Consider the following 15776-nt stretch of genomic DNA (forward strand, 5'->3'; position numbering starts at 1 on the left):
CAGGCTTTCAAAGTAGACTTGGGGCGTGAGCATCCCAACGCCTTATGAAGACCTCCTGCGCGATGTCCTGGCCACCGGCACCCATAAATCGGACCGCACGGGCACCGGAACCACCAGCGTTTTCGGGCGCCAAATCCGCTTCGACCTCTCCAAGAGCTTTCCGCTGATCACCACCAAGCGGGTCCACTTCAAGTCAGTGGCGGTTGAACTCCTGTGGTTCCTGCGCGGCGAGACCAACATCAAGTGGATGACGGACCAGGGCGTCACCATCTGGAATGAATGGGCCGACGAAGACGGCGACCTGGGCCCGGTCTACGGAGTCCAGTGGCGTTCCTGGCCCACCCCGGACGGCGGCCACATCGACCAGATCGCCGAACTCATCGAGAACCTGAAGTCGAATCCGGACTCCCGCCGGCACCTCGTGTCCGCCTGGAACGTCTCCGAGCTCAACGACATGGCGCTCCCGCCCTGCCACGCGTTCTTCCAGTTCTACGTGGCCAACGGCAGGCTCTCCTGCCAGCTCTACCAGCGCTCCGCTGACATGTTCCTGGGTGTGCCGTTCAACATCGCCTCCTACGCATTGCTCACCTGCATGGTCGCCCAGCAGGTAGGGCTCGAACCCGGCGAGTTTGTCTGGACCGGCGGGGACGTCCACATCTACGAGAACCACATGGACCAGGTCCTCAAGCAGCTGGAACGCGAGCCCTACGAGTATCCGCGGCTGTTGATCACCCGCAAGCCCGCGTCGATCTTCGACTACACGCTGGAGGACTTCGACGTGGTGGGCTACCAGCACCACCCCACCATCAAGGCGCCGATCGCTGTATGAGCACCGAAAACTTCACTGATCCCCAGTCCTTCACGGAGGAACTGGCCGCATCAATCACCGGCGTCGGGCTGGTGTGGGCCCAGACTTCCGACGGCGTCATCGGCAAGGACGGGGACATGCCCTGGAACCTGCCGGAGGACCTCAAGCACTTCACCCGGCTCACCACCGGCCACCCGGTCATCATGGGCCGCAAGACCTGGCTGTCCTTCCCGGACAAGTACCGGCCGCTGCCCGGACGCACCAACATCGTCATCACCCGGCAGAAAAGCTGGGCCGGCACGCTCGAGGCGGAGGGCGCCGTCGTGGTTCCTTCCCTGGATGACGCACTCCTTGAGTCGCAGTTCGTCGACGGCGGCGAAACAGTCTGGATCCTGGGCGGCGGTGACGTCTTCCGCCAGTCCACGGACCTCGCCAACGTCGCGGTGGTCACCACCATCGATGTGAAGGCCGACGGCGACACGTTCGCCCCGGAGCTCGGCACCAGTTGGGAGGCCACCGCCTCCGTCCCGCCGGACGGGTGGCTGACGGCCGCCAACGGCACACGCTACCGATTCACCAAGTGGTCACGGACCGAGGGCTAGGAACATGCTGAAGAAACCGGAAACCCTGTTCGTTTTGGGCTATATGCTGCTGCCCCTGCTGGCACTGCTGTCCGCTATCGTGGGGCTGACCATGATCCTGGGCGGCAACAAGATCGCCGGGGCCATCGTGCTGGTGGTGGTCACCCAGGTGTTCACTTTCGGGGCGTTCTTCGCCCTGCGTGCACGGAAGGCGGCGGTGCTGGAACAGTCCGACCAAGGCTAGCTCCAGCCAACTGGCGGGCTGGCATGGGGAGACCGCCCCATCGCGGCCGGGCTGCTCCTGCCCTAGGCTGGTGCACGCAGCACTCTGGGGGCTGTTGAACGAATATTGGGGGGAATCCTGGTGGCAGGAACTTTGTGGGGTGCCGACGTAGAGCAACTGCGGACCCTCGCGCAGCAGTTCAGCAAGACGGCGGACCTGCTGCAGCAGCAGTCGACCCAGCTGAGCAGTCAGATCAACAACAATCCAGCCTGGAAGGGCGCCGACGCACAGCGGTTCCGGTCTGACTGGAACAGCAACCACCGCACGCTCCTTCAACAAACCGTCGCCCGCTTGAAGCAGGAGTCCAAAGTCCTGCTCAGGAACGCGGACGAGCAGGAGAAGGCCAGCACCGGCTCCGGCGCCGGCGGAGGACCTGGCAACGGCTCTCCCGCCGGCAACAACGGTCCCCGCCCGCCAATCCCGGGTCAGGGCAGCAACGATCCGTGGGGCCCGGGCTGGCTCACGGATCCCAACTCCCCTTTCCGCAGCGGCTGGGACATTTACAACCTCACCAAAGCGTTGCCGAACCTCCGGGCAGGACTGTTCGATCTTCCCCATTTCATTAGCAAGGCAGACAATCTCGGTGAGTTCCTGTTCTCCAGGGACTTCCAGAACGTGGCAAAAGCATTCCAGAACACGAACATGTTGAGCCAGTATTTCAACACTTCCTCGGAACTGTTCGACGGCAGGTGGGATACGGCCTTGCGTCTCGCCGAAGGTGGCAAGGCCGCGGAGTTCTTCAAATTTGGTGGCAGGGCCCTGGGCGGAATCGGAGTGGGTCTTGACGTTTTGGACACCGTCAACAACGCAAAGGAGGGCGACACAGGGGCCGCCGTCTACTCTGGAATCAAGGCTGGCCTCGGAGTGGTAAGTTTCGCTCCCCCGCCTGTCGGAACGGCGGCCATGGTCGCATCCGGAGCGTTGGCCATCTATGACAATGTGCCCGTAGTCAAGGAAACAGTGAATGCCATCGGCGGGTCCATCGCTGACGGTGCCAAGGAAGTCTGGGAAGGCGCTGGGGACGCCGCCGAAAAAGTCGGCGACTTCTTTGGATTCTGAGCCCACAACGAGAGGTATGGACGATGACTGAGACAGCGACCGAAGCCGCCACCATCCCTGATGCGATCGGATATGGCTTTGCCGAAATGGTTACCCTGGCAAGCCTCCAGGGCGGGGACGCTGCGGTCCTCAGCGCTGAAGCACTGAGGGTGGACGGCTATTTGGACAATACGGACATGGTGAGCGCAGGCGCGTCGTCACTGGTGGCCCGAGGCTTGGCCAAAGCCGAAAATGACGGGCTCCTCTCAGTGTCAGGACCCACTGCCGCCGTGGCTGCCCTGCTCTCCTCCGCCCTCCGTCGCATTGAGATCTCGCTGCTGACGGCCGAAGGGGGCGACAGCGTGGTCTTCATGGAAAATGACGACATCCATCTGCTGTTCCAGCCCCGCTCCTACTTCACGTGGTGGGCAATGGCCCAGCGGCCGGACGTTACCGCCGCCGAAGCCAACCTCATGATTATCAAGCAGCACCTGGACAGCAACCCGGGGGGCGGCGCCACTCTCCGCCGCCGCGAGGATCCCACCGGACAGACCCTGTACGTGAAGAATGGCGGCGACGGATCATGGACCACTGGTATCTCCACACCCAAACAGGCAGACATCGCTGAAACCAAAGGCGTGGACGACGCCGGCCTCCTTCACCAAATCCGCGCCATCCGTCAGGACTGACTGTGACCTTCGACCGTGACCGTGAGCGGCGCAACGACGCCGTTCACGCCGAACATAAGGCCGCGCTTTCACGGGGTGAAAAGCGGGTGCTGCGCACCACCAGCACCGGCGAACTGCACAGTTACCCCGCCGACGAAATTGGGTTTTCCCCAGGCCGTGGCCACGTACAGGTCCAAACCTGGTGGGGTATGGGGATCCTGACCGGCGTCATGGTGCTCTTGACCCTCCTTTCCCTGGTCATACTGCTCAGGCCCCTGCCGGACGGCGGCCAGCCGTTCTGGGGCGCCCTGGTCCTCACTGCATTCGGCATTTTTGGAGCCTGGTATACCTTCGGCATGGCGAGGGACGAGTACCGGGCCAAGAAGCTGCGGAAGGAAAGGCATGCGCCGGAACCCGGAGCAGGACCCCTCGGTGAATGAACCACACGGCGGCCCCGAGGCGGCCGCCACCTCCACGGGAGGGCCCGGCGGGGCGTGACGTAACCGACTGCGTCCTTCCGGATGCGAAGTCTAAACTGGACCAATGACTACAGCAGCTACCCCTTCCGTCGGCCTGGTCGGATGGCGCGGCATGGTCGGTTCCGTCCTGATGCAGCGCATGCAGGACGAGGGCGACTTCGCCAACATCAACCCGGTGTTCTTCTCCACCTCCAACGCGGGAGGTGCCGCGCCGTCCTTCGCTGACGGCGCCGGCAAGCTCGAGAACGCGTTCGACCTCGACACCCTGGCGAAGCTGCCCATTATCGTCACCGCCCAGGGCGGGGACTACACCAAGCAGGTCCACGGCGAACTGCGCAGCCGCGGTTGGGACGGCCTCTGGATCGACGCCGCCTCCACCCTGCGCATGGACGACGACTCGATCATCGTGCTGGACCCGATCAACCGGGATGTCATCGACAAGGGCCTGGTCAACGGCACCAAAGACTTCATTGGCGGCAACTGCACCGTTTCCTGCATGCTCATGGGCCTGGGCGGCCTGTTCAAGAACGGCCTGGTCGAGTGGGGAACCTCCATGACCTACCAGGCTGCCTCCGGCGGCGGCGCCCGGCACATGCGCGAGCTGCTCAGCCAGTTCGGCACGCTTAACGCCGAGGTCAGCACGGAACTGGACGACCCGGCGTCGGCCATCCTGGACATCGACCGCAAGGTCCTGGCCCACCAGCGCACCGACATCGACGCCACCCAGTTCGGCGTTCCCCTGGCCGGCTCCCTGATCCCCTGGATCGACGCCGACCTGGGCAACGGGCAGTCCAAGGAAGAGTGGAAGGCCGGGGTGGAAACCAACAAGATCCTGGGCACCTCCGAGGAAAACCATGTGATCATGGACGGCCTCTGCGTCAGGATCGGTGCCATGCGCTCCCACTCCCAGGCCCTGACCCTGAAGCTCCGCGAGGACCTGTCCGTCGCCGAGATCGAGAAGCTGCTGGACGAGGACAACCAGTGGGCCAAGGTGGTTCCCAACACCAAGGAAGCCTCCATGGCGGACCTGACTCCGGTTGCCGCTTCCGGCACGCTGGACATCCCGGTGGGCCGCATCCGCAAGATGGAAATGGGCCCGCAGTACATCAGTGCCTTCACCGTGGGCGACCAGCTCCTCTGGGGCGCCGCCGAGCCGCTGCGCCGCATGCTCAACATCGCCACCGGCACCCTATAACTTTCAGCTGGCTCAGGAGCGGCCCTTGCCCAGGCGGGCAGGGGCCGCTTTTGCCTTTGGGCAGGTCAGGTGGCAAGGAACGCCGTGTAACGCCGGGCGGCTTTGGCCAGGGCTGCCTGCGCGGCGGGACCCAGCGGCCGGGCTTCATCGAAGAGTTCGGGCACGACGACGGCACCCGGCCCCGATCCCTGCAGCGCCCAGGTGCCAACCACCCTTCCCGCGGCAACCACCGTCTTCTTGAAGACACCGTTGCCGCCGGGCACGATCAGGTCGAAATGCTCCGGCGCCAGGACGACGCTGCGGTCGGTGTAGCCCAGGACAAACTCATCGAAACCGGGCAGCAGGTGGACGGACCGGGCCCCGGGCACACTGGAGCCCACCAAGGCCGCCACCTCCGGGGACAGCCAGTAGCTGGTCCCCTCGAACTCCAGCTCCACCAGCTCGCGCCGGACGTGCTCGAACGCGGTGCGCACCTCGGTCAACGGCAGCTGGGTCCACCAGGCGAAGTCACGGAGGGTGGCCGGCCCGTGGCTGCGGAAGTAGCGGAGCAGGAACTCAGCCAGGGCGGATTCGCGTTCCAGGCTCCGCGGTGCCGGGATCCATTCGTCGAACGCAGCGATCAGCTGTTGGTTTCCGGCCAGGGGCCCCAGTACCAGCCAGCCGTGCCGGCAGAGCGAACCCAGGAGATGGATCCCGCGTTGGCCCTGTGTCGGCTGGCCTCCGTCGTCGAACACCTTGAACAGTGCCGCGCGGCTGATGGGGCCGTCCGCCAGGATGCGGTCCAGCGCCAGGTCGCGGGCCTTCTCCACGTCCGCCCATGCAATCTCCAGCTGCCGGTGGCGGCCGGCGATGCTCCTGGTGAGCCGTTCGGCCGTGAGGTCCAGCATCCAGCGCAGATCCTCCGGAGCCACGAGGTGCAACGTCCCGCGCATGGGCCAGGACCGGACAATTGCTCCGGAATTGATGGCGGCACGTACCTGGGAGAGCCCCTCCCCTGGCACCCGGACCCCGACCGCCCACAATGCCGCGGGCAGGTCCTGTGCCTGCATGGCGGTCATCCAGCGGACCAGTTCCGGCACAGAGGTAGCCTCCATCCCGGCGAGCCGCTGGGACGCCAAGCGGAGCCTGCCAACCATCCTGCCGTCACGCAGGGCACCAGATGCAGCCATGCGCCCATCCTAGGCCGGGCGCGGCCCAGGGGGGACTAGAGTTCGAGGCCGATCAGCAGCGGCTCCGGGTGCAGCGAAATGCCGAAGTGGCGTTCGACGCCGGCCCGCACCTCCCGCGCGACAGCCACCATATCGGCGGCGCTGGCGGAGCCACGGTTGGTGATGGCCAGGGTGTGCTTGGTGGACAGCGACGCGCGGCCTCCGGCCACGCCGCCGTCTTCCAGGCCGAAGCCCTTCCCGAAGCCTGCCTGGTCGATCAGCCATGCTGCGGAGAGCTTCACCATTCCGTCCTGCCCGGCAGGGTATCGCGGAGCGTTTTCCGGCAGTTTGTCCGCTACGTCAGCCGCCACAATGGGGTTGGTGAAGAACGACCCGGTGGAGTAAGTGTCCCGGTCCGCGGCGTCCCACACCATTCCCTTGGAGGCACGCAGGCGCAGGACTTCGCGGCGGACATCGTTGGCGTAGGCGCGCTGGCCCACTTCCACACCCAGGGCCCGGGCCAGCTCGGCATACCGGATGGGCGCGCTCATCCGGCCCAGCGGCAACTGGAATTCGACGGTGAGGACCACGTACCGGGGCGAGCCGTTGACGGTGGCCTGCTTCAGGATGGAGTCCCGGTAGCCGAACTTCAACTCCGAGTTGGTGAAGGTCTGCACGGCGTTCCGCTCGCGGTCCCAGGTACGCACGGCGGCGATGGTCTGGGAAACGTCGGCACCATAGGCACCCACGTTCTGGACCGGCGTGGCACCGGTCGAGCCGGGGATGCCGGACAACGCCTCGATACCGGACCAGGCGTGCAGCACCGCGTGCTCCACCAGCTTGTCCCAGTTGTGCCCTGCCTGCACCACCACTGCCACTCCCCCGCAGGAGTCCTCTGCGTTGACCGTGAACCCCTCGGAGGCGATCCTGATGACGGTCCCGGGGAACCCGTCGTCGGACACCAGGAGGTTGGACCCGCCGCTGACGATGAGGACCTGTTCGCCGGCGGCATCCGCCGAGCTGACCGCGTTGATGATTTCAGCCTCGGTGCGGGCCTCGACGTACTTGCCGGCAGGGCCTCCGACGGCGGAGGTGGTCAGGGCGGAAAGGAGGGTGGAAGTCACCTGTCAACAATACAAGGGAAAGCTAGTCAGCCTTCCGGGCCACCGGGGACAGCACGAAGCTCACCCCAAGCATCACCATCACGGCCAGCAGCGAATGCAGGATGCCCACATGCTCAGCCAGCAGCCCCAGCAGCGGAGGGCCGCACAAGAACGCGGCATAGCCGATGGTGGACACCACGGACACCCGGGCGGCAGCCTTTGCGGGGTCGTCGGCAGCGGCTGACATGCCTACCGGGAAGCCCAGCGAGGCGCCCAGGCCCCACAGCGCGAGTCCTCCATACGCAAGCCAGGGCACCGGTGCGAAGACGAAGACGCCCAGTCCCAGCACAGCCATGGCAGCGCACCACCGCATCACGGGGACCCTGCCAAATTTGTCCAGCAGCACCGTCCCGGCAAAGCGCCCGATGGTCATGAACGTGACAAAGAGGCCGTAACCGGCGGCCCCGGCAGCGTCGCTTTGCCCGTGGCCGTCGGCGAGTGCCAGCGCCACCCAGTCCCCTGCCGCGCCTTCGGCCAGGGCCAGGCCGAGGACCAGGACGCCCAGGAGCAGGGTCCGCCGGTCCCGCCACGCCTGGGCGATCTTCCGCTTGTTGTCCAGCGGCGCATCCGCCGTGTCCTCGGCGGTGATCACGGGGATGGGACCGGTGGTGGGGTCCCCGAAGGTGTCCGGGGAATAACTGCGCTCCCCTGCCACCGGGGTGATGTCTGCCCGGAACCAGGACGCCGCGGTCGCAACTGAAACTGCCACCACGGCCCCGGCCGCCGCGAGGTGCCAAAACACGGGAAGGGACACCGCGGCGGCGACGGCACCCAGCCCGGCGCCTGCTACAGTCCCCAGGCTGAAGGCCCCGTGGAGCCGCGGCATGATGTGCCTGCCCACCGCGCGCTCCACCGCGGCACCTTCAACGTTGGATGCCGTGTTCCAGCTGCCGGTGCCCAGCCCGATGATGGCCAGGCCAACGGCGGTCGCCACGGGGCTTGCCAGCACGGTTGTGCCAAAACCCGCCGTCAGCAGGCCTGCACCCACCATGATGCTGCCGGTCCGGATGGTCCTCTTGGAGCCCAGCCGCAGCACGATCAGCCCGGAGGCGGAGACGGAGGCAAAGGACCCCAGGGTCATGCACAGCAGAATGACGCCGACGTTGCCCGGGGTGAGGTCCAGTGCGTCCCTGATGGCCGGCAGCCGGGACACCCAGGAGGCAAAGGCAAGGCCGCTGGCGCCATACGCCACCACGACGGCGTTACGCCAGGACGAGACCTGGGCGCCAGTCGCGGTGGTTCCTGCGGACGTGGTCAAAAGTTGCAGCTCAAGACAACTTGACGAGGGCCTGGGCCTTCATCAGGACCTTCTGCCCCGCGGAGACCACCGTGAGGTCAACGCGCGCGGTGCCGGCATCGGCGTCGAGCTTGCCGATGGCGCCGCTGACCTCGATGGTGGCCCCGGGCTGGTCGGTGCCGGTGGTGTCGGTGACCAGGACCGGCTTGGTGAAGCGGGTCTGGAAATCAACGACGGCGGCGGGGTCACCCGCCCAGTCGGTCACCAGCTGGACGGCCGAGCCCATGGTGAACATGCCGTGGGCGATGACCCCGGGCAGTTCCACGCCGGTGGCGAAGGCCTCGTTCCAGTGGATGGGGTTGAAGTCGCCGGAGGCGCCTGCGTACTTGACCAGGTCGGTGCGCGTGACCTCGATGGTGCGGCTGCCGATTTCCTGGCCGGCGCTGAGTTCGTTGAAGCTGGGGCTCATGGTTACTGTCCCTCTCCGCGGACCAGGATGGATGACATGGTAGTGGTGACGGCTTCGCGCGAGTCGTTGGAACCGAGGGCGAAGATCTCGGAGCGGGTGGTGATCATGGCACCGCCGCCCATGGCCCGGACACCGTCCACGTGCAGTTCGGCAACCAGCCGGTCACCGGCAACGATGGGCCGGTGGTGGGTGAAGCGCTGGTCGGCGTGGACCACGCGGGAGAAGTCGATGCCTGCCTCCGGGTCCTCGATGAGCTGGGCGTCGGCGCGCTGGGCGATGATGATGGCGAAGGTGGGTGGCGCCACCAGATCGGGGTGGCCCAGGGCCTTGGCTGCGTCCACGTCAAAATGGGCAGGGTGGGTCGCCTTCACGGCGCGGGCGAACTCGCGGATCTTCTCGCGGCCGACGTCGTACACCTCTGCGGCAGGGTAGCTGCGGCCCTGCAGGTCCGGATTGATAGTCATGGATTCCAGCCTATCGTTGCCACGCCCTTCAAAAAGGCCCTACCGCACTGGTATGATGAATTCATCATTTCATCAATTCGCTGTCCGGGGCCCACCCGGCGGCCATCGCGCACAGGAGCGCCACCCCGGATGCTGTCTTCCGCCCAAGCACCTCTCTATGAGATCAAAGCGAACCTCTTCAAGGGCCTGGCCCACCCGGCGAGGATTCGGATCCTTGAGCTGCTGGCCGCAGCACCGCAGGAGTCTGCTCCCGTGAGCTATCTCCTCGCAGAGACCGGGCTGGAGGCCTCCCACCTCTCCCAGCACCTGGCCACCCTGCGGAAACACAAAGTCGTGACCTCCGTACGCAGCGCCAACGCGGTCACGTACCAACTCGCCCACCCGGGCGTATCGCAGCTGCTGGCCATCGCCCGGACGTTCCTCCTGGACAGCCTGGCCGATTCCAACGAACAGCTCCGGTTGGCACGGCAGCTGCCGGCGGACCACCTGGCCGGCGGCCAAGCCTCGTGAGCGCGACCCCGGCCGCTGCCGCAAGGAGCATCACCCGGTTCCTCCCGTCGCGGAAGGACTATGCCGGAGTTGCCGGCACGTGGCGCACCGACCTGCTGGCAGGGATCACCGTAGGCATTGTGGCGTTGCCGCTGGCCCTCGCGTTCGGTGTCAGCTCCGGGGTGGGCGCCGAGGCGGGGCTCATTACGGCGATCGTGGCCGGACTGGTGGCCGCCGTCATGGGCGGGTCCCCGGTACAGGTATCCGGGCCCACGGGTGCCATGGTGGTGGTACTCGCCCCCGTGGTGGCGGTCCACGGCATCGGCAGCGTCGCACTCTTGTCCCTGATGGCAGGGCTGCTGGTCTGCGCCCTGGGATTCAGTGGCCTGGGCCGGGCCGTGGCCTTCATTCCGTGGCCGGTGGTCGAGGGCTTTACGCTGGGCATTGCCGCCATCATCTTCCTCCAGCAGGTTCCGCTGGCCACCGGCACGTCCGGAACTCCGGGGCACAATACCCTTTTGGCCGCGGTGGAGGCGGCAGCGGGCGCAGCCTCCCCGACGGTCCTGTTCACGCTCGCGCTGGTGGCCGGAGTCGCCGTCGTGATGGTCCTGGTGCAGAAGCTGTTCCGCACCATCCCGGCCAGCCTGCTCGCAGTCCTCCTGGCAACCGCCGCCGCCGAATTCCTGCAGCTGGACGTCCCGCGGATCGGTCCGCTGCCGCATTCCCTGCCGGCGCCGGCCCTCCCGGCCCTGGACCCGGCCGCCCTGGGCAGCCTGGCGATGCCCGCCGTCGCCGTCGCCGTCCTGGCCGCCATTGAATCCCTGCTCTCGGCACGGGTGGCCGCCGGGATGGCAGGGCCGGACGGCAGGCCTACCGGCGCCTACAGCCCCGACCGCGAGCTGATGGGACAAGGCCTGGCGTCCATCGCGGCCGGCCTGTTCGGCGGAATGCCAGCCACCGGCGCGATTGCACGGACGGCGGTGAACGTGCGGTCCGGAGCCAGGACCCGGCTGGCCGCTACCGTGCACGCGGTGGTGCTGCTGGGCATCACGTACCTGGCGTCAGGAATCGTCAGCCGCATCCCGCTGGCGGCACTGGGCGGGGTCCTGATGGTCACAGCCGTGCGAATGGTCTCGCGGCGCACCGTCACCGCCATCCTCCGGTCCACCCGGGCAGATGCCGCCGTTTTCGTACTCACGGCCGTCATCACCGTGGCCTTCGACCTCATCGTTGCCATCCAGATTGGACTGGCCGCGGCGGCCCTCTTCGCCCTGCGGACCTTTGCCTCCCTGAGCGGTGTCCAGCGTGAGGAGATTCCGGGCCCACCGGCGGAAGGGGACGGCCACATCGCGCTCTTCCGGCTTGATGGGGCGATGTTCTTTGGCGCCGCCGAACGCATCCTCCAGGAGATCAGCCAGGTCAAGGATGTGCAGGTGGCCATCATCAGGCTGTCCCAGTTGCGGATGCTGGACGCCACCGGCGCCCACGCCCTGGTGGAGGTCATTTCCGCACTGGAGCTGCGCGGCATCACCGTCCTGCTCAAGGGTGTCCGGCCGGACCACCTTGACCTGGTGACAAACGTGGGCGTGATCCGTTCCCTGCGGCACCACAAGCACCTGTTCGAGGAGCTGCCGGATGCCGTGGAACACGCCCGCAGCCACGTCCTGCGGAACGCGGCGGCAGCTAGCGCCTGAGGTTCTTGCGGATCGCCTGGCCGCGGACCACGATGCCCACGACGTGGAGGACCAGGCCCAGCCCGATGAGGGGCAGGGATGCCATGGCCAGGGCCTGGTTGCCGTTGATGTTGCCCACGAGGTTAAGGATGATCCCGACGGCGATCAGTCCCATCGCGCTGAAAACCAGGACTTTGTAGCGGGTGGGCGCGGTGGCCCAAAATTCGTTCAGCACCGTCCAAGTCTACCGAGTCCCCGGGACGCCCCCGGCGGACAGGGGCTCCGCCGTCGGCCGCCGGGCTTGCCACAGGCGGACCATCCCAAAAGACCCCGTGGACCAGATAGCGGGTATCGGTCACGGGGTCTCCTGAAGTAGTGGTGGCGCTACAGCGCGGGCTGCACCCCAAAGGCTACCGCGAGCTTCATGATCTTCTCGGCGCGGCCCAGGCGGGGCAGGTCGGAACCGTCACGGATGACGCGGCCGTTGGCTTCGAAGTCGTTCATGAAGTCGGTGGCCCAGGCAACGTCCGACGGCGTGGGGCTGATGACCTCGTTGATCACGGGGGTTTGGTCGATGGCCAGGCACAGCTTGCCGGTCATGCCCATCATCACCGTGATGCCGGTCTGCTCGCGCAGGATGGGGTGGTTGGTGCCCACGGTGGGACCGTCGATGGGGCCGGGCAGGTTGCCCACGCGGCTGGCGACGACGAGCTTGGCCCGCGGGTACGCCATGGCCTCGGGGGTGGCGGCCATGCCCGTGTCGCGGCGGAAGTCACCGGAGCCGAACGCCAGGCGGAACGCGCCCTGGGCCTTGGCGATGTGGTTGGCTTCCTCGATGCCGAGCGCGGATTCCACCAGCGGGATGACGGGGGTCTTGCCGTCCATGCGGTGGTAGCTCTCGGTGACCTGGTCCGCGGATTCGGTCTTGGCGAGCATGACGCCGAGCAGCCCCGGGGTACCGCGCAGGCCGGCGAGGTCGTCGGCCCAGAACGGGCTGGTGGCGTCGTTGATCCGGACCCAGGCCTTGCCGCCTCCGGTCAGCCAGTCGATGACGTTGTTCCGGGCCTGGTCCTTCTGCGACGGGTCTACGGCATCTTCAATATCCAGGATGATCGAATCAGCCCGCGACACGGCCGACTGGTCGAAGAGCTCGGGCTTCATGGCATTGACCAGCAGCCAGGAGCGTGCGATCTCGGCGGGGATATTCCGTTCCGGCCTAACGGTTTCGGCGGCGATGGTAGACGTCATGCTTTCTACAGTATCCGGCCTGCAAGCGGCACGGCGAAGAAAACGGCCCGCTTGTGAGGATCAATACGAACTAAACGCGTTGTGACCGGATACAGAAGCGGCGGGCGCCCTGATGACCATGCATCACGGCGCCCGCCGCCACCGGCTGCGGAACGGTCAGGGGATGTTGCTGCCCCGTGCGGTGACCCAGAGCCGGTACCAGTCTGCGCGGGTGAGGGCATGGGCCACGCGGGCGGCGTCCGCGGAGGCCCGGATCCGGTCCGGATTAACCGTGCCGATGACCGGCGCGATGCCGGCCGGATGCTTCATCAGCCAGCCCAGGAGGATGGCCTCGCCGGATGTGCCGTAGGTCCCCGCCAATTCTGCGACGAGTTCCGCGGTGGCGGCCTCGGCCGACGTGGGGCTTTCCGGTTCAGCGCCGGTGTAGATGCCGCGCGCCAGCGATCCGTACGCCTGCAGGGTGACGTTGTTGCGGGTGCAGTATTCCAGCGTGCCGTGCGGAAAGCTGTAGTCCAGGTGTTCCGGATGGTTGACCAGGACCTGGCTTTCCAGCCACGCCCGCTTCAGCAGGCTCATCTCCAGCTGGTTGGCCACCACGGGAGTTTCCAGCCGGTCCTGCAGCACCTCGATCTGCGCAGCGGACATGTTGGACACACCCAGCTGCCGGACCTTGCCCTCGGACATGAGCTGGCCGACGGCGGCCGCCACCTCCGCCGGGTCTGCCAGCGGGTCCGGGCGGTGCAGCAGGAGGACGTCCACGTAGTCGCTCCGGAGCCGTTCAAGGCTGCCGTTGACCCGCTCCAGGATCGCCTCCCGGCTCAGGTCGTAGTGGGTTTGCAAGCCCCGCTCGCTCAGCCGGATGCCGCACTTGGTCTGCAGCCGGATCCGGTCGCGGAGGCCCGGAGTGGCGGCCAGGACCTCACCGAACACGGACTCTGACTTGCCGTTCCGGTAGATGTCAGCATGGTCGAACAGGGTGATGCCCGCGTCCACGGCGGCCTGGACGGCAGCGTCGGCTTGCTCCACATGGTCAACTCCATGTGGCTCGTCAGACCAGCTGCCGCCCAGCCCCATGCATCCGTAAATGATTTCCTGCATCAGGCCCGCAGCCATGCGGTGGTGTTGCCCGGCAGCCTGCCGTCCTCCAGCGGGCCGCTGCTGACCAGGACCGTGCCGGCGGGAAGGTCGACGGCGGTGTTCCCGAAGTTGGTCACGGACTGCCACCCGTTGGGGCGCTTGAAGTGCAGGACGTCCGGGTTGGCGTTTTCCACCCACTCGAGGTCCTCGTCGGTCAGCAGTTCGCGGCGCAGCTTCAGTGCCTTGCGGTAGAGCTCCAGCGTGGAGCCCTCCGTCCCGTCCTGGGCCTCGACGGCATACTTGCTGAACCAGTCCGGCTGCGGCAGGTGGGACCCGCCGTCGCCGAAGCCGAAGGACGTGCCCTCAACCTTCCACGGCAGCGGGACACGGCACCCGTCACGGCCGATTTCCACGCCCTTGTTGCGGAAGAAGGACGGGTCCTGGCGCTCCGATTCGGGAATCTCGGCCACTTCCTGCAGGCCCAGTTCCTCACCCTGGTACAGGTACGCGGATCCGGGGACAGCCAGCATCAGCAAGGTGGCGGCGCGTGCACGGCGTTCACCCAGTTCGACGTCCAGCTGGTCCTTGGGGCCGCCGGCGAGCAGCCAGTCCTTGCCGTCCTGGCCCTTGGCACCGGCTTTTTCCTTGGCAACCTGGGGCAGGCCGTAGCGGGTGGCATGCCGGACGACGTCGTGGTTGGAGAACACCCAGGTGGAGGAGGCACCGGTGGCAGCGGCCTCGGCGAGGTTGCGGGTGATGATTTCCTTGTATTCGGCGGCGTCGAAGTCGGCCTGCAGGAGGTCGAAGTTGAACGCCTGGCCCAGGCCCTGGGGGCTGGCGTAGCGGGCGCGGCGGGTGGCGTGCACCCAGGCTTCGGCGACGGCGGTGCGCGGCGGGTTGTACTCGTTGAACACTTCGCGCCATTCGGCGTAGATCTCGTGCACTTCGTCCCGGTCCCAGAACGGGTGCGAGCCGTCGTCGAATCCGTCCACGCCGGTATTGGCGGCGCTGAGTTCCAGTTTGGACAGGAGCGGCTCGGTGAGGTCCTTGGTGAGGGCGTGAGCCACGTCGACGCGGAAGCCGTCCACGCCACGGTCGGACCAGAAGCGCAGGGTCTTGAGGAAGTCGTCACGGATTTCGCGGTTGGACCAGTTCAGGTCCGGCTGCTCCTTGGCAAAGATGTGCATGTACCACTGGCCCAGGGTGCCGTCCGGTTCGGTGATGCGCTCCCAGGCCGGTCCGCCGAACACGGAGTCCCAGTCCGACGGCGGAAACTCGCCGTTGGGGCCCTTGCCGTCACGGAAGATGTAGCGGTCGCGGGCCGGGGAACCCTTGGGCGCAGCGAGGGCCTCCTGGAACCACTTGTGGCGGTTGGAGGAGTGGTTGGGGACGATATCCGCTATCAGCTTGATGCCGGCTTCGTGCAGCGCCTTGGCCATTTCATCGAAGTCGGCCAGGGTGCCCAGCTTGGGGTCCACGTCGCGGTAGTCATCAACATCGTAGCCGCCGTCGGCGAGCGCCGAGGGGTAGAACGGGCTGAGCCATACGGCATCGATCCCCAGCGTCTTCAGGTAGGGGACCTTGGCGGTGATGCCCTTCAGGTCGCCGATGCCGTCGCCGTTCGAATCGGCGAAGCTGCGGGGGTAGATCTGGTAGACGGAGGCCTGGCGCCACCAGTTGGGATCGGCCAGACGGTCAGAGTCGGACAGGGTTGCCAGAGTGGCAGTGGTGGACAAGGACTGACCCTTTTCTTCAG

The 15776-nt window shown here is 66.6% G+C and carries 18 protein-coding genes; 9 read left to right on the plus strand and 9 right to left on the minus strand.

Translation table 11 applies throughout. The annotated features are described in order from the left end of the window. The first annotated feature begins 25 nt into the window (after positions 1-25). From J2T23_RS15350 to asd, 7 genes are all read left to right on the plus strand, one after another. Positions 26-829: a thymidylate synthase gene (locus J2T23_RS15350; RefSeq protein ID WP_141159736.1), complete on the plus strand. Its 804-nt coding sequence runs from the start codon at positions 26-28 to the stop codon at positions 827-829. Continuing rightward, positions 826-1410, plus strand: a complete 585-nt coding sequence (locus J2T23_RS15355) for a dihydrofolate reductase (RefSeq protein ID WP_307361322.1) — start codon at positions 826-828, stop codon at positions 1408-1410. The genes J2T23_RS15350 and J2T23_RS15355 overlap by 4 nt, the downstream gene beginning before the upstream one ends. Positions 1411-1414: 4 nt before the next feature. Then, positions 1415-1633, plus strand: a complete 219-nt coding sequence (locus tag J2T23_RS15360; RefSeq protein ID WP_141159734.1) for an NF038396 family protein — start codon at positions 1415-1417, stop codon at positions 1631-1633. A 120-nt stretch (positions 1634-1753) separates the two neighbouring features. Continuing rightward, a complete protein-coding gene (locus tag J2T23_RS15365) occupies positions 1754-2731 on the plus strand; it encodes a hypothetical protein (RefSeq protein ID WP_307361329.1) in 978 nt (325 codons plus the stop codon). Positions 2732-2754: 23 nt separating this feature from the next. Beyond that, the gene (locus J2T23_RS15370) at positions 2755-3399 is read left to right on the plus strand and encodes a hypothetical protein (protein ID WP_307361331.1); all 645 of its coding nucleotides are present in this window, start codon (positions 2755-2757) and stop codon (positions 3397-3399) included. Between the two features lie 2 nt (positions 3400-3401). Continuing rightward, positions 3402-3818: a hypothetical protein gene (locus J2T23_RS15375; RefSeq protein WP_307361334.1), complete on the plus strand. Its 417-nt coding sequence runs from the start codon at positions 3402-3404 to the stop codon at positions 3816-3818. Between the two features lie 103 nt (positions 3819-3921). Further along, complete coding sequence (asd, locus tag J2T23_RS15380; protein ID WP_307361336.1) at positions 3922-5052, plus strand: aspartate-semialdehyde dehydrogenase; 1131 nt, start codon at positions 3922-3924, stop codon at positions 5050-5052. Between the two features lie 65 nt (positions 5053-5117). Here the strand turns inward: asd and J2T23_RS15385 are convergent, their stop codons facing one another. Genes J2T23_RS15385 through J2T23_RS15405 form a run of 5 tightly spaced genes read right to left on the minus strand, consistent with a single transcriptional unit; the run spans position 5118 to position 9533 of the window. Beyond that, positions 5118-6221 (minus strand): winged helix DNA-binding domain-containing protein, encoded by a 1104-nt coding sequence (locus J2T23_RS15385; RefSeq protein WP_307361338.1) that lies wholly within the window; start codon positions 6219-6221, stop codon positions 5118-5120. A gap of 35 nt (positions 6222-6256) precedes the next feature. Further along, positions 6257-7324 carry a UDP-N-acetylmuramate dehydrogenase gene (locus tag J2T23_RS15390; RefSeq protein WP_141159729.1) on the minus strand — a complete coding sequence of 356 codons (1068 nt, stop codon included), beginning with the start codon at positions 7322-7324 and terminating at the stop codon, positions 6257-6259. Between the two features lie 22 nt (positions 7325-7346). Next, positions 7347-8621, minus strand: a complete 1275-nt coding sequence (locus J2T23_RS15395) for an MFS transporter (RefSeq protein WP_307361341.1) — start codon at positions 8619-8621, stop codon at positions 7347-7349. Between the two features lie 10 nt (positions 8622-8631). Then, a complete protein-coding gene (locus tag J2T23_RS15400; protein ID WP_141182147.1) occupies positions 8632-9069 on the minus strand; it encodes a MaoC family dehydratase in 438 nt (145 codons plus the stop codon). 2 nt (positions 9070-9071) lie between these two features. Continuing rightward, a complete protein-coding gene (locus tag J2T23_RS15405) occupies positions 9072-9533 on the minus strand; it encodes an FAS1-like dehydratase domain-containing protein (protein WP_307361346.1) in 462 nt (153 codons plus the stop codon). A gap of 129 nt (positions 9534-9662) precedes the next feature. On the opposite strand from J2T23_RS15405, the gene J2T23_RS15410 reads away from it, so the two are divergent. Continuing rightward, positions 9663-10043 (plus strand): ArsR/SmtB family transcription factor, encoded by a 381-nt coding sequence (locus J2T23_RS15410; protein ID WP_141159725.1) that lies wholly within the window; start codon positions 9663-9665, stop codon positions 10041-10043. Beyond that, positions 10040-11716: a SulP family inorganic anion transporter gene (locus J2T23_RS15415; RefSeq protein WP_307361349.1), complete on the plus strand. Its 1677-nt coding sequence runs from the start codon at positions 10040-10042 to the stop codon at positions 11714-11716. The genes J2T23_RS15410 and J2T23_RS15415 overlap by 4 nt, the downstream gene beginning before the upstream one ends. Here the strand turns inward: J2T23_RS15415 and J2T23_RS15420 are convergent. From J2T23_RS15420 to J2T23_RS15435, 4 genes are all read right to left on the minus strand, one after another. Continuing rightward, positions 11706-11930, minus strand: coding sequence for a DUF3188 domain-containing protein (locus J2T23_RS15420; protein WP_141159723.1), 225 nt, complete (start codon positions 11928-11930; stop codon positions 11706-11708). The genes J2T23_RS15415 and J2T23_RS15420 overlap by 11 nt on opposite strands. 149 nt (positions 11931-12079) lie before the next feature. After that, positions 12080-12943: an HpcH/HpaI aldolase/citrate lyase family protein gene (locus J2T23_RS15425; protein WP_141159722.1), complete on the minus strand. Its 864-nt coding sequence runs from the start codon at positions 12941-12943 to the stop codon at positions 12080-12082. Between the two features lie 156 nt (positions 12944-13099). Then, positions 13100-14041, minus strand: a complete 942-nt coding sequence (locus J2T23_RS15430) for an aldo/keto reductase (RefSeq protein WP_307361486.1) — start codon at positions 14039-14041, stop codon at positions 13100-13102. Further along, positions 14041-15756, minus strand: coding sequence for a glycoside hydrolase family 13 protein (locus J2T23_RS15435; RefSeq protein ID WP_307361352.1), 1716 nt, complete (start codon positions 15754-15756; stop codon positions 14041-14043). The genes J2T23_RS15430 and J2T23_RS15435 overlap by 1 nt, the downstream gene beginning before the upstream one ends. Positions 15757-15776 lie beyond the last annotated feature (20 nt).

The organism is Pseudarthrobacter niigatensis (genome assembly GCF_030812615.1).
GTDB classification, from domain to species: Bacteria; Actinomycetota; Actinomycetes; order Actinomycetales; family Micrococcaceae; genus Arthrobacter; species Arthrobacter niigatensis.